This is a genomic window from Chromohalobacter sp. (genome assembly GCF_039830575.1).
Taxonomy (GTDB): Bacteria; Pseudomonadota; Gammaproteobacteria; order Pseudomonadales; family Halomonadaceae; genus Chromohalobacter; species Chromohalobacter israelensis.
The window spans coordinates 99,281-113,038 of record NZ_JBDOOX010000013.1 but is presented as its reverse complement, the minus strand read 5'-3'; the positions used below and the strand labels follow the sequence as shown (position 1 = coordinate 113,038).

Below are 13,758 nucleotides of genomic sequence, written 5' to 3'. Positions count from 1 at the left end.
TTAACGACCCTCCCGCGAAATGCCGCCCGACTGGCGCTGACTGCTCGTGTTGTCGCTACCGGAAAGCGGCTCGTTCTGCACCTGCTGGGAGATCGATTCCAACTCCCGAGCCTCCTGGCTGTCACCGTTGTCGGCGTTCGACGAACGCGGCTGACGCAACTGATCGAGCGGCAGGTAGATCATGGAATTGTTTTGCGGTCCCACATCGAGCAATGCCTTGCGATTGTTGCCCAGCACGTCGCTCAACGTATCCAGATAGAGACGCTGACGCGTGACCTCCGGCGCCTGCTGATACTCGCCCAGCACCGACAGGAAACGACTGGTCTGACCCTGTGCATCGGCCACGACCGAATTGCGATACCCGGTGGCCTCCTCGATGAGACGCTGCGCATTACCTTCGGTACGCGGTTGCAGCGCATTCTCGTAGGCACGCGCCTCGTTGATCAGGCGCTGACGATCCTCGCGCGAGCGAATCACGTCATCCACGGCTTCCTGCACTTCTTCAGGCGCCTGGGTGCTTTCGAGGTTCACGGTCTGCAAGCGCAAGCCCAACCCATAGGCATCCAGCGATTCCTGAAGACGCTTGGCCACCATCGGCCCGAGCTCTTCACGGCCGCTGAGCAACGAGTCCGGCACCGGCGGCGTCATGGTGATGACCGGCAGCTCGCTGGGATCGGTCACGGTTTCCGGCATGTCCGGCACCTCGCCGCCCTCGTCGATCTCCTTGACCTCCTCGACCTCCGTGGTACTGGTCAGCACGTTCTGCATGCCGCTCGCGCCCACCACGTGACGCAGCGTGGAATCGAGGGCATTGCGCAGGCTCTGCTCCGGATTGCGCACATTGAGCACGTAATCACGCGGATTGGAGACCTGATACTGTGCCGAGAGGCGTACCGTGACGATGTTGGTGTCGCTGGTCAGCATCGAGGCATCCTGACGGAACGAACGCACCTCGGTGACATTGACCATCGTCACCTGATCGACGAATGTCGGATTCCAGTGCAGGCCAGGCCCCACGGTTTCATGGTACTCGCCGAAGCGCAGCACCACCCCGCGTTCGGACTGATCGACCCGGTAAAAACCGGAACCGGCCCAGATCACCAGAGCCAATACCGTCAGTACCGCCGGCAGTATGAAGGGGTTGCCCTTGCCGCCCGAAGCACCGCCATTGCCATCGCCGCCGCGCTTGCCGCGCTTGCCCATCAAGCGGCTCAGTTTGTCCTGAAACTTCTTCAGCGCCTCGTCGAGATCCGGTGGGCCCTGGTTGTTACCACCATTGCCCCCTCCGCTACCACGGCGACCACCGCCACCGCTCCACGGGTCCTGCTGATTTCCACCACCAGGCTCGTTCCAAGCCATACGTCTTCTCCACTATGCATTGATTGCGATGCATCTCGCCGGGGACACCCATGACGGGCGCTGTCAGGGGCGTTCCCATTCCGGGCGATCGAGGGCTCCCGGCGGCAAATAATGTTCTGCGTTTTCACCGAGACGGGCCATTAACTGAAAGAAATCACGCCTAGGCAGACGAATATCCAGCAGGATTCGGCCCTGCTCGTCAAATTGTTCTTGCTGAACGGCATTCAACGCGTGCAACGCTGCGCGCAATCTTCCTTGTTCGGGCGCCAACGTCAAACCCGTTTCGAGCAGGTCCTCGGCCAGCAGCTCGCCGAGCGCTTCCTGCAACAGCTCGAATCCCCGGGCCTCGCGTGCCGAGAGCCAGACGATCCGGGGACGGCCATGCTCGTCGCGCTCCAGGCGCGGCGCCGTTCCCAGCAAGTCGATCTTGTTCATCACCAGCAATTGCGGTACGTCACCGGCCCCGATTTCCTCGAGTACCGTATCGACCTGCGCGACGTTGAAGTCCCGGTCCGGGTCGGCCGCGTCGATGACGTGCACCAACAACGATGCTTCGGCGGCCTCCTGCAGCGTGGCGCGGAAAGACTCCACCAGCTTGTGGGGCAAGTGGCGGATGAAACCGACGGTATCCGCCAACACCACCGGGCCGACGTCCGCCACATTGAGCCGCCTCAGCGTCGGATCGAGCGTGGCGAACAACTGATCGGCAGCGTACACCTCGGACTCGGTGAGTGCATTGAACAGTGTCGACTTCCCCGCGTTGGTATATCCCACCAGGGAGACGCTGGGAATTTCGGCCCGTGCCCGTGCACGCCGATTCTGATCGCGCTGCGTGCGGACTTTTTCCAGGCGCTTGTGAATCGCCTTGATGCGCGCCCCGAGCAAGCGCCGGTCGGTCTCGAGCTGCGTTTCCCCGGGGCCACGCAGGCCGATGCCGCCCTTCTGGCGCTCCAGGTGGGTCCAGCCGCGTACCAGACGTGTCGACATGTACTCGAGCTGGGCCAGCTCGACCTGGAGCTTGCCTTCGTGGGTACGCGCACGTTGCGCGAAGATATCCAGGATCAGACCGGTGCGGTCCAGCACACGGCTTTTCAGCGCACGCTCGAGATTGCGTTCCTGCGAGGGAGACAAGGCATGGTTGAAGATGACGATATCGGCACCGTGAAGCTCGCGTATCTCGCGAATTTCTTCCAGCTTGCCGCTGCCGATGAAGGTCTTGGGATCGGGACGACGCCGGCTGCCCTCGACGAGGGTCGCCGGCGTCACACCCGAGGAACGCACCAGCTCCAGGAATTCACCCGGGTCTTCGCGTTCCTGTTCGTCGTGGAAATCCACATGGACGAGAACCGCCGTTTCACCGGCGTCGGGACGTTCGAAAAACAATCAGCGCCTCTCGATCAACTGTCTTCTTCTGCCGGGGCATTCGGGTCCTGGACAGGAAGACGCACGTTGCGTGACGGCACGACCGTGGAAATGGCGTGCTTGTATACCATCTGGCTGACGGTGTTGCGCAGCAGGATGACGAACTGATCGAAGGACTCGATCTGCCCCTGAAGCTTGATACCGTTGACCAGAAAGATGGAAACCGGAATGCGCTCCTTGCGCAGGATGTTCAAGTACGGGTCTTGAAGGGACTGTCCTTTGGACATTTTGCTCTCCCTAACTTCTCGCTGTGGTTTATGGTCGTTTTCGAAGGGTCACAGCCGCCGATCGGGCCGCCGCCGCCGTTTGCGGAGACGCTCGCCAGACGTTGTCGTGACCGGACATCTTACGCTAAGTGCTGCTTCCGCGCACGATTTTCAATACCTGTTCATGTGCGTCCGAGGCATCGCTGTCGATCCAGTGCACGCCCTCCCAGCCGCGCAGCCAGGTCAACTGACGCTTGGCGAGTTGTCGCGTCGCGGCCAGGCCGCGCTCGCGCATCGTCGCCGCGTCCGTCTCGCCGCGCAGATGCTCCCACATTTGACGATAGCCCACGCAACGTATGGCGGGGAGTCCTCGATGCAGGTCTCCGCGTGCCTGAAGCGCCGCCACCTCATCGCGGAAGCCCGCCGCCAGCATGCTGTCGAAGCGCTCGGCGATGCGCGCATGCAGCACGTGGCGCGCATTCGGCGCCAGGGCTATGGACACGAGCCGCCAGGGAAAGGTTTCGCGGGCCTGTTCGGCCCACAGTTCCCCCAGCGCCCGCCCCGTGAGCTGATAGACCTCCAGGGCCCGCAGCAATCGCTGTCGGTTGTGCGGATGGATCGTCTCGGCGGCTACCGGATCGACACGCGACAGCTCCCGGTGCAGAGCCACCAATCCCTCGCTCTCGGCCCGGGCATTCAGCGCTTCCCGGAGTGCCGGATCGCGTGCCGGCAACGAAGCCACACCATCGATCAAACGCTTGATGTACATCATGGTGCCACCGACGAGGATCGGCGTACGCCCCTGCGACGAGATGTCGCGCATCTCGGCCAGGGCATCGTCGCGAAACTCGGCGGCGGAATACGTCTCGGCCGGATCGCGAATGTCGATCAGGCGATGCGGCGCACGCGCCAGCTCCTGGGCGGACGGCTTCGCGGTGCCGATATCCATGCCACGATAGATCATCGCCGAGTCGACGCTGATCAATTCTCCTCCCAGCCGCTCGCGTAGCGCGATGGCCAGATCGGTCTTGCCGGCCGCCGTCGGGCCCATCAGCAAAAGGGCCAGTGGCCGTGTATCACTCATCGAAAGTCCTGAAACGGTAGCCGGTCAGCGGGGTCACTGACCGCGTAGAAACAACTTGTCCAGCTCATGCATCGACATTTCGGTCCAGGTGGGACGACCGTGGTTGCATTGCCCGCTGCGCTCGGTGCGCTCCATGTCGCGCAGCAGCGCATTCATTTCGGGCACCGTCAGCCGGCGATTGGCGCGCACGCTGCCGTGGCATGCCATGCTGGAAAGCAGCTCGTTGATATGGACCTCCAGGCGATCGGAGCGCCCGAAACGCTCCAGGTCACCGAGCATGTCGTGGATCAAGGCCTCGACATCGGCATTGCCCAGCAGTACCGGCACCTGTCGCACCAGCAGGGTTTCCGGTCCGGCGACATCCAGTTCGACGCCCAGCCGCTCGAAGGTGGCGCGCTCGTTCTCGGCGGTTTCCACCTCGCGGGCGCTGGCAGCGATCGACACCGGCACCAGCAGCGGCTGCGTCTGCAGTCGACCCAGCGCCTGACCGTCGCCGTGTACCTGCTGCTTCATGCGCTCGTAGGTGATGCGCTCGTGGGCGGCGTGCATGTCGACCACCACCAGGCCGCGCTCGGTCTGGGACAGAATGTACACGCCATGCAGTTGCGCCACGGCGTACCCCAGGGGCGGCGCCTGAGTGTCGTCGGTCTCGGCCATTGCGGGCGACGATGACGCCGGCGGAGCGGGTGTCCCCGCCGCTTCTTCCGCCGCTTCCTGTGGCTGCGGGGTCAGCAACGACGCCTCGTGCTCGGGGTGCAGCGCACGATAACCGGCCATGAACTCACGCACGCGATGCGCCGCGGGTCGCTCCCGCTCCTGGCCTGCGGCCAACGCCATGCCCTGCTGCTGCCAGCGCGGCTCGGCCTGGCCCGCCGATGCCTCGGCGGCTGTCGCCGTCGTCGCATCCGTCGACGGCGTGGCCTCGTCTCCTCCCTCCGTCGATGTGGCGTTGGGCCGCACATCGGCCAGGGCACGATGCAGACTGGAGAACAGGAAGTCGTGCACCAGCCGGCCATCGCGGAAGCGCACCTCGTGCTTGGTGGGGTGCACATTGACATCGACCACATGCGGATCGAGTTCGAGATACAGCACGAAGACCGGATGGCGGCCATGGAACATGACGTCGCGATACGCCTGACGCACGGCGTGCGCCACCAGCCGGTCCCGCACGACACGCCCATTGACGAAGAAGTACTGCTGGTCCGCCTGGGCGCGGGAGTGAGTGGGCAATCCCACCCATCCCCACAGACGCAAGCCCGTCGCCTCGATATCCACGTGCAGGGCATTTTCCAGAAACTTGCGGCCCAGCAGCGCACCGACCCGGCGTTCCATGGATGTCGAGGCATCGCCCGCGCGCAGTTGATGCACCACCTTCTGGTTGTGCCGCAGAATCCAGCCGATGTCGTAGCGCGACAGCGCCAGGCGCCGAAAGGCTTCTTCGACATGCCCGAACTCGGTCTTTTCGGTACGCAGAAACTTGCGACGCGCCGGCGTGTTGAAGAACAGATCGCGCACGACCACCGAGCTGCCCCGCGGATGCGGTGCCGGCGTCACCCGCGGCTCCATCTGGCGCCCCTCGGCGACGACCCGCCAGCCATCGCTCGGCTCGTCGTGAGTGTTGGAAATCAACTCCAGGCGCGACACCGAGCTGATCGATGCCAGAGCCTCGCCGCGAAAGCCGAGACTATCCACTCCCTCCAGATCGTCCAGCGAGGCGATCTTGCTGGTGGCATGCCGTGACAGTGCCAGCGGCAGATCCTCCTGATCGATGCCCCGGCCATCGTCGCGCACGCGGATCAACCGCGCGCCCCCGGATTCGAGATCGATCTCGATGCGCTGACTGCCGGCATCGATGGCGTTCTCGACCAGTTCCTTGACCACGGAGGCCGGACGTTCGACGACCTCGCCGGCCGCGATCTGGTTGGCGAGTCGAGGGTCGAGAATGTGAATGCGTCGAGTATGCGTCATAACACCATTGTGCCTCGCGCAAGCGGCGCGCGTCATGCGCGCGCTTACGACTGCGGAATCTTCAGGACCTGGCCCACGCGCAGAATGTCGCCATTGAGGTCGTTCGCTTCCTTGAGGGCCAGCATCGTCACGTCATGGCGCGAGGCGACCTCCGACAGCGTGTCGCCTGCCTGAACGCGATACTCGCCCGGCCCGCTGCCACGGCCCTGATCGCGCTGCCACGCCAGCAAGCTGCTGGGCGGTGGGTTCTGACGGAAATGCGCGATGATGCCGGTGCCGATGGCATCCGCGAGTTTCGCCTGGAAAGGCGACGACAAGAGCCGCCTTTCCTCCGAGGGGTTGGAAATGAAGCCCGTCTCCACCAGCAGTGACGGGATATCCGGTGACTTGAGCACCACGAAACCGGCCTGTTCGACCTGGGACTTATGCAGGCGGTTGACACGCCCCAGCTGGTCGAGCACCTGCCCCCCGGTACTGAGCGACTCGTTCATCGTCGCGGTCATGGTCAAGTCGAGCAGCACCCCGCGCAGCACCTCATCCTTGTCGGAAAGGTCCAGGCTACCGTCGACGCCGCCGATCAGGTCGGCACGGTTTTCCGACGCCGCCAGCCAGCGCGCGCTCTCGGAAGTGGCCCCATGCTTCGACAGCGCATACACCGAACTGCCGCTCGGCCCCCGGCTCTTGACCGCATCGGCATGCACCGAGACGAAGAAATCGGCCTTCTGCTTTCGCGCCAGCAAGGTACGCTGCCGTAGCCCGACATAATAATCGCCGTCCCGGGTGAGGAAGGCCTTGAACCCCGGCGTATTGTTGAGCTTTGCGTTCAGCTTGCGGGCGATGGCCAGCACCACGTTCTTCTCGTAGGTGCCATCCGGCCCGATGGCGCCGGGATCCTCCCCCCCGTGCCCCGGATCGACGGCGATGATGATGTCGCGCTTGGGATGCGGCTTGGCCTGACTGTCCTGACGGGCAAGGACCTCGTCGGGATCCTTGCCCTGGGCCTTGGCTTCGACCAGGGCCCGCTCGGCGCTCATTTCCTGATCGCGGATCATCGCGGCGATCGGGTCGATGGGTTCGTCGAGGGCGCTTTCGCCAGGATAGTCGAGATCCACCACCAGGCGATGACCGTACTGGTCGGTGGGCGGCAGCATGAAGTGATGCGGCACGACCTCGCGCCCGAGGTCCAGCACCACGCGCAGATCGTCACCGTTGCGGACCCCGGTGCGCAACGCCTCGATCGCGCTGTCGCCGGGCTCGACCTCACCGGGATCGAAGGCCAGCCGGGTATCTTCCAGATCGACGACCAGACGGCGTGGATCGTCGAGCATGAAGATGGAACTCTCTGCCTCGTCGGACAGATCGAAGACCACCCGAACGTGGTCCGGCGCCGCCCAGGTACGAATGTTGTCCACCTCGGCGGCGTGCGCGGACGTCAGCTGCGCGAGCGTGAGCAGCGTCAACAACGCCAGGCTCATGCTGCGCCGGAAGATACGCATGACGCGCATCGCGCGCCGAGGCATAGCGGGGTACAGCGTCAAGAGTCGGCTTCCTTGTCCCGGCATGTGTCGTGTAGGGCGGCGATTACCGCTTGCCCGCGGGGCGTGAGACCTTCGAGCGAGACCTCGCGGCCCTCGCCGGCCAGCGCCAGCCGCACCACCAGATCCGGCGGCGGCAACCAGCCCTCCCCACGCGAAGGCCATTCGATCAGGCTCAGGCCGTCGCCGCCGAGCATGTCCCGCGCCCCCATGAACTCGAGCTCCTCGGGATCGCCCAACCGATAGAGATCGAAGTGGTACACCTCGATGCCTTGCAGCACATAGGGCTCCACCAGGGTATACGTCGGGCTCTTGACGGCGCCGTCATGGCCGTAGGCGCGCAGCACGCCACGCGTCAGCGTGGTCTTGCCCGCCCCCAGCTCTCCTTCCAGGTGGACACGTCCGTGGCCGCCCAGGGCATGCCCCAGTGCTTCGCCGAAGGCGACGTGGGCGGCTTCGTTTGGCAAAAAGCGTCGCATCGATGGTGGTATCTCGAGTTATCGCATGACATCAGGATCGTGGGTTGGCGATCACGCGCACATAGGATGCCAGATCCGTGGCGACCAGGCCACGCTCGCCCCCGGCCCGGGCCGCCGCGTCACCGGCCAGCGCATGGATCAGGACCCCCAGGCGTGCAGCCTCCCCCGGCGTTCTGCCCTGTCCCAGCAGCGCCCCGATGACGCCCGACAGCACATCCCCCATGCCCCCGCTGGCCATGCCGGGATTGCCATACGGACACACGGCGACCCCATCTGCGTCGGCAATCAAGGTTCCCGCGCCCTTGAGTACCACGCTGCCGCCATAACGCTCACGCAGCGCCAGCACCGCTGCCCGACGGTCCGCCTGGACCTCGGCGGTGGTGCTGCCCAGCAGGCGTGCAGCCTCGCCGGGATGTGGCGTCAGCACCCAGTCGTCGCGATCGCGCGCCTCCTCGGCCAGCAGGTTGAGAGCATCGGCATCGAGGACGCTGGGCACGGCGGCATCGAGTGCCAGCCGCCATAACGCCTTCCCCCAGGCATCACGCCCCAGACCGGGACCGACGACCAGGGCGTCGGCCTGAGCAAGAAGCGGCTGTGCCTCGGCCGCCGCCTGCACGCCACGCGCCATTACCTCGGGGCTGCGCACCAGGCTCGCGGCGACATGCGCCGCATCGGTGGCCAGGCTGACCTTGCCCGACCCCATGCGCAATGCGGCCTCGCAGGCCATCAACGCCGCGCCGCCGAACCCCACGGCGCCCCCCACCACCAGCAGATGCCCGAAGTCACCCTTGTGGCTGCCTCGGGCACGTGGCGGCAGCGCCGCCTGCAATTGCTCGGCCGCCAGCAACTCGCCCAGCGGCACCAGGTCGCCATGGGTCTCCGGGGCCGTGCCCAGGCTCTCGACGACCAGTTCGCCGACATGATCCGCGCTGGCGCCGGTATGCAGCCCGAACTTGTCGGCAATGAACGTGACGGTCACCGTGGCGTGTACCGCGACGCCTCCGATGCCACCGGTCTGTGCCGACAGCCCGGAGGGCACGTCCACCGCCAGTACCGGGCGCCGCGTGGCATTGATCGCCAGAATCGCGCTCCGCAAGGGATCGCGCACCTCTCCCGAGGCCCCGGTCCCCAGCAACGCATCGACCAGCACCTCGCCATCCAGCGTCATGCCTTCCCGCCAGGCAACCGGCGTCACACCGGCCCGCCGCGCCAGCGCGCATGCCCGTGCCGCGTCGCCCGTCAGGCATGCCGGATCACGCAGGGCCACCAGTTGTACATCGAGGCCATCGCACACCGCCAACGCCGCGATCACGTAGCCGTCACCGGCATTGTTGCCGCCCCCGCACAACACCGTGAGCCGACGCGCACCGGGCCATCGTGCACGCAGTACGTCATAGGCGGCCTGGGATGCTCGCTGCATCAAGTCGAATCCCGCCACGCCGGCGTCGATGATGCGACGATCCAGGGTCCGAACCTGCTCCGCCCCGTACAGGGCATGTGTCACTGGCGATGCCGCCGTCATGTTCGCCTCCTGTCGTGCCGGCCTCGCCGGCGACAAACGTTTATTCCCCGCCACGATTGCGCTAGGGTGGCGCCCACGCTTCACGGGGTCCTCGTCATGTCCTCATCCGCGCCTATCGATTACGCCGCGCTTGCCGACCGCATCCACACCTGGGGGCGCGAACTCGGCTTTCAGCAGGTCGGCATTACCGACACCGATCTCGCCGCGCACGAGCGTTATCTCGAGCGCTGGCTGGCGGCCGGCTACCATGGCGAAATGCACTTCATGGCCAAGCACGGCAGCAAGCGCACCCGTCCCGAGGAACTCGTGCCCGGTACCTTGCGGGTCATCAGCGTGCGCATGGACTACCTGCCGCCGGAAGTGGAAACCACCAAGGTACTCGGCCAGCCCGAGCGTGCCTACATCTCTCGCTATGCGCTGGGACGCGACTATCACAAGCTGATACGCAAGCGTCTCGCCACGCTCGCCAAGCGCATCGAGGACGAGGTCGGCGCCTACGGCTACCGGGCCTTCGTCGACTCGGCACCGGTCATGGAGCGGGCCCTGGCGCAGAAAGCGGGGCTTGGCTGGTTCGGCAAGAACGCCATGCTGCTCAATCCGCAGGCCGGCTCGCTGTTTTTCCTCGGCGAGCTGTATACCGACCTTCCGCTGCCGGTGGACGCGCCCTTCGACAGCGAACATTGCGGCAAGTGCTCACGTTGCCAGACGGCATGCCCCACCGGCGCCATCGTCGACGACAAGGTCATCGATTCGCGGCGCTGCATTTCGTATCTGACCATCGAACTGGCCGGTTCGATCCCCGAAGAGTATCGCGAGGCGATGGGCAACCGTGTCTATGGCTGCGACGACTGCCAGCTGGTCTGCCCGTTCACACGCTTCACCCGCGTATCGCGAGAGGACGACTTCGCCCCGCGCCATGATCTCGACCGCGCCTCGCTGGTGAGGCTGTTCGCCTGGAGCGAGGAAGAGTTCCTGGCACGCACCGAGGGCAGCGCCATCCGCCGCATCGGTTATGAACGCTGGCTGCGCAACCTGGCCATCGGCCTGGGCAACGCCCCCTGGAGCGACCAGGTGGAAAGCGCTCTGCGTGCACGCCTGGCCTATCCCTCGGACCTGGTCCGGGAGCACGTGCGCTGGGGACTCGAACAGCAGCGCCGCAAGCGCGAGCGGCGCATCGCCAGCGACGTCGATGCCCCGGCAGCGCCCGAACGCAGCGCCTAGACCCGCAAGAACGTCTGACGATAATGCGCCAATTCGGCCAGCGACTCGCGAATGTCGTCCATGGCCTGGTGCGTATTGCGCTTCTCGAAGCCTTCCAGTGCCTGAGGATTCCAGCGCTTGGCCAGTTCCTTGAGCGTCGACACGTCGAGATTGCGGTAATGGAAGAAATCGGCCAGCTCGGGCATCTCGCGTACCAGAAAACGGCGATCCTGGTGCACGCTGTTGCCGCACATCGGTGAGCTGTTCGGCGTGACATAGCGCTTGAGGAACGCCAGGGTCTGGCGCTCGGCCTCGGCGGTATCGATGCGACTCTCGCGGACACGCTGCGTGAGCCCCGAATCACCGTGCGTACGGGTATTCCACTCGTCCATGCCCGCCAGCAGGGCATCCGGCTGATGCACCGCCAACACCGGCCCTTCGGCCACCAGATTCAGATCGTTGTCGGTGATCAGCGTGGCCACCTCGATGATGCGCTCGCGCTGAGGGTCGAGGCCGGTCATTTCCAGATCGATCCACACCAGCAGGTCGCTGCGCGGGGCTTGCGGCTGTTCGCTCGCCATGTCGTTCTCCCGTCCGAGGCGCCACGCCTAGGGACAGCGTGGCGCGATGAAGGCTACAATGGCGGCCATTGTACCCTGTCCCGAGAGCGCATGAGCAAACGCAAACTGAGCCGCCAGCAACGCTGGCGGGTCGAAAAGATTCAAGCCGAGCGCGCCGAGCGTGCCGAACGACGTGCCCGACGCGACGACACCTCCCTGGATGCCGGCGATTACGGCCCCGAACGCCTGGGGCGCGTCACCGCGCATTTCGGACGCACGCTGGAGGTGGAGGCCGAGGACGAACATGGCGACCTGCAACGCCATCGCTGCCATCTCCGGGCCAATCTCGAAGGGCTGGTCACCGGGGACCATGTGGTATGGCGCGTCGCCGCCGACGGCAGTGGCGTGGTCGTGGCACGTCAGCCACGCCAAAGCGTGCTGGAACGTCCCGACGCACGCGGCCAGCTCAAGCCCGTGGCGGCCAACATCGCGCAGATCCTCATCGTCTTCGCCGTGGAGCCGGCCCCCCACCCCAACCTCATCGACCGTTATCTCGTCGCCGCCGAGGCGACCGGCATCACGCCCGTGCTGGTGCTCAACAAGACCGACCTGCTGCCCGAGACGGGCGGCGACCTGCGCACTCTGCTGGCACGTTACCGGGCCATCGGGTACCGCGTCGTCGCTGCCTCCACGCAGCAGGAAGGCGGACTCGACGCCCTGCATGCCTGCCTCACCGAGCGCACCTCGGTTTTCGTGGGCCAGAGCGGGGTCGGCAAGTCGTCGTTGATCGATCGTCTGCTGCCCGACATGCAACTGCGCGTCGGGGCCCTGTCGGCGGACTCGCGCAAGGGCACGCACACCACGACCACGGCAACGCTCTATCACCTGCCGGCCGGCGGCGAACTGATCGACTCCCCGGGCATTCGCGAATTCGGCCTGGGCCATCTCGAAGAGCACCAGGTGGCGCAGGGCTTCATCGAATTCCAGCCGTATCTGGGTCATTGCCGATTCCGGGATTGTCGCCACCGCCAGGAGCCGGGCTGCGCCCTCCGCGACGCCGTCGAGCGCGGCGACATTCTCGCCTCGCGCTTCGACAGTTATCGCCATATCGTCGATGGCCTGACAACGCGTTGACGCCATGCAAAACGCCTCGCCATGAGGCGAGGCGTTCGGGGCACGCGCACGGGTGACGCCGGGCGTCCGGACTAGCGGATGCCCGGCACGTCGGCGAGCCTGTCCAGGCCACGCCGGATATCACGCTTGAGGTCGTCCAGCGCTTCCAGCCCCACGGCGATGCGAATCAGGCCTTCACTGATGCCCGCAGCGGCTTTCTGCGCGTCGCTCAAGCGCGCGTGGGTCGTCGTCGCGGGATGCGTGACCGTGGTTTTCACATCGCCCAGATTGCCTGTGATCGACATCAAGCGCGAGTTGTCGATCAGCGTCCAGGCCCCGTCGCGCCCTCCCTTGACCTCAACACCCAGCACGGCGCCGAAGCCGCGCTGCTGACGTTTGGCCAGCGCATGCTGGGGATGCCCTTCCAGACCGCTGTAGTGCACGCGCGCAATCTCCGGCTGCACCTCCAGCCACCGCGCCAGGGCCTGCGCATTCTCGTCATGGGCTTTCATGCGCAAGCTCAGCGTTTCCAGCCCCTTGAGGAAGATCCAGGCGTTGAAGGGGCTCATGCACGGCCCGCAGGTGCGCACGACGCCCACCAGTTCCTGAAGCATCTCGCTGGAGCCCACCACGGCACCGCCGATGGCGCGGCCCTGGCCGTCCAGATACTTGGTCGCCGAATGGATCACCAGATCGGCCCCCAGGTCCAGCGGCCGCTGCAGCGCCGGGGTCAAAAAGCAGTTGTCGATGGCCAGCCAGGCCCCGTGGCGATGAGCGATCTCGGCCAGCGCGGCGATGTCCACCACCTCGGACAAGGGGTTGGAGGGCGTCTCGGCGAACAACAAGCGTGTGCTGGGGGTGATGGCCGCTTCCCAGGCATCCAGATCGCCCAATTCCACGTAGTGCGTCACGATCCCCAGCTTGCCGAGATACTTGTCGAACAGGCTCACCGTCGAGCCGAACAGCGAGCGCGAAGCGACGATTTCATCGCCTGCCTGCAGGAACGCCAGGGCCGTGGACAGAATCGCCGCCATGCCGGAGCTGGTGGCCACGCAGCGCTCGCCGCCTTCCAGCGCCGCCAGACGCTGCTCGAAGGTACGCACCGTGGGATTGGTGAACCGTGAATAGATGTTGCCCGGCTCTTCGCCCGAGAACTTGCGCGCCGCCTCGGCGGCGCTATCGTAGACGAAGCTCGACGTCGGAAAGATCGGCTCGCCGTGTTCCTGTTCGTGCGTCCGCTCGTGGCCGGCGCGGATCGCCAGCGTGTCGAGCGCGAGCGCCTCGTGGATCTCGTCCGCCATGCCTCGCCT

The 13,758-nt window shown here is 65.6% G+C and carries 12 protein-coding genes; 2 read left to right on the top strand and 10 right to left on the bottom strand.

Annotation, left to right across the window (positions count from 1 at the left end; all coding sequences use genetic code 11):
• From hflK to ABGX75_RS13000, 8 genes are all read right to left on the bottom strand, one after another.
• Complete coding sequence (hflK, locus tag ABGX75_RS13035; RefSeq protein WP_011506580.1) at positions 1 to 1,359, bottom strand: FtsH protease activity modulator HflK; 1,359 nt, start codon at positions 1,357 to 1,359, stop codon at positions 1 to 3.
• Positions 1,360 to 1,422: 63 nt separating this feature from the next.
• Positions 1,423 to 2,742, bottom strand: a complete 1,320-nt coding sequence (hflX, locus tag ABGX75_RS13030; protein WP_347410515.1) for a ribosome rescue GTPase HflX — start codon at positions 2,740 to 2,742, stop codon at positions 1,423 to 1,425.
• A 14-nt stretch (positions 2,743 to 2,756) separates the two neighbouring features.
• The gene (gene hfq, locus ABGX75_RS13025; RefSeq protein ID WP_011506578.1) at positions 2,757 to 3,008 is read right to left on the bottom strand and encodes an RNA chaperone Hfq; all 252 of its coding nucleotides are present in this window, start codon (positions 3,006 to 3,008) and stop codon (positions 2,757 to 2,759) included.
• Positions 3,009 to 3,132: 124 nt separating this feature from the next.
• Positions 3,133 to 4,071, bottom strand: coding sequence for a tRNA (adenosine(37)-N6)-dimethylallyltransferase MiaA (gene miaA, locus ABGX75_RS13020; protein WP_011506577.1), 939 nt, complete (start codon positions 4,069 to 4,071; stop codon positions 3,133 to 3,135).
• Positions 4,072 to 4,104: 33 nt separating this feature from the next.
• Positions 4,105 to 6,039 carry a DNA mismatch repair endonuclease MutL gene (mutL, locus tag ABGX75_RS13015; protein ID WP_011506576.1) on the bottom strand — a complete coding sequence of 645 codons (1,935 nt, stop codon included), beginning with the start codon at positions 6,037 to 6,039 and terminating at the stop codon, positions 4,105 to 4,107.
• A gap of 44 nt (positions 6,040 to 6,083) precedes the next feature.
• A complete protein-coding gene (locus ABGX75_RS13010) occupies positions 6,084 to 7,544 on the bottom strand; it encodes an N-acetylmuramoyl-L-alanine amidase (RefSeq protein ID WP_347410566.1) in 1,461 nt (486 codons plus the stop codon).
• 29 nt (positions 7,545 to 7,573) lie between these two features.
• Positions 7,574 to 8,053, bottom strand: coding sequence for a tRNA (adenosine(37)-N6)-threonylcarbamoyltransferase complex ATPase subunit type 1 TsaE (tsaE, locus tag ABGX75_RS13005; RefSeq protein ID WP_011506574.1), 480 nt, complete (start codon positions 8,051 to 8,053; stop codon positions 7,574 to 7,576).
• Positions 8,054 to 8,084: 31 nt separating this feature from the next.
• Positions 8,085 to 9,575, bottom strand: a complete 1,491-nt coding sequence (locus ABGX75_RS13000) for a bifunctional ADP-dependent NAD(P)H-hydrate dehydratase/NAD(P)H-hydrate epimerase (RefSeq protein ID WP_011506573.1) — start codon at positions 9,573 to 9,575, stop codon at positions 8,085 to 8,087.
• A 96-nt stretch (positions 9,576 to 9,671) separates the two neighbouring features.
• On the opposite strand from ABGX75_RS13000, the gene queG reads away from it, so the two are divergent.
• Positions 9,672 to 10,796, top strand: coding sequence for a tRNA epoxyqueuosine(34) reductase QueG (queG, locus tag ABGX75_RS12995; protein ID WP_035411527.1), 1,125 nt, complete (start codon positions 9,672 to 9,674; stop codon positions 10,794 to 10,796).
• Here the strand turns inward: queG and orn are convergent.
• Entirely contained in the window at positions 10,793 to 11,356 is a 564-nt protein-coding gene (gene orn / locus ABGX75_RS12990; RefSeq protein ID WP_011506571.1) for an oligoribonuclease, read from the bottom strand. The genes queG and orn overlap by 4 nt on opposite strands.
• A 90-nt stretch (positions 11,357 to 11,446) precedes the next feature.
• Here orn and rsgA point away from each other — a divergent pair, with 90 nt between their 5' ends.
• Positions 11,447 to 12,469: a small ribosomal subunit biogenesis GTPase RsgA gene (gene rsgA / locus ABGX75_RS12985; RefSeq protein ID WP_035410412.1), complete on the top strand. Its 1,023-nt coding sequence runs from the start codon at positions 11,447 to 11,449 to the stop codon at positions 12,467 to 12,469.
• 71 nt (positions 12,470 to 12,540) lie between these two features.
• Here the strand turns inward: rsgA and ABGX75_RS12980 are convergent, their stop codons facing one another.
• On the bottom strand, positions 12,541 to 13,749 hold the full coding sequence (locus ABGX75_RS12980; RefSeq protein ID WP_110061298.1) for an O-succinylhomoserine sulfhydrylase: 1,209 nt from the start codon (positions 13,747 to 13,749) through the stop codon (positions 12,541 to 12,543).
• Positions 13,750 to 13,758 lie beyond the last annotated feature (9 nt).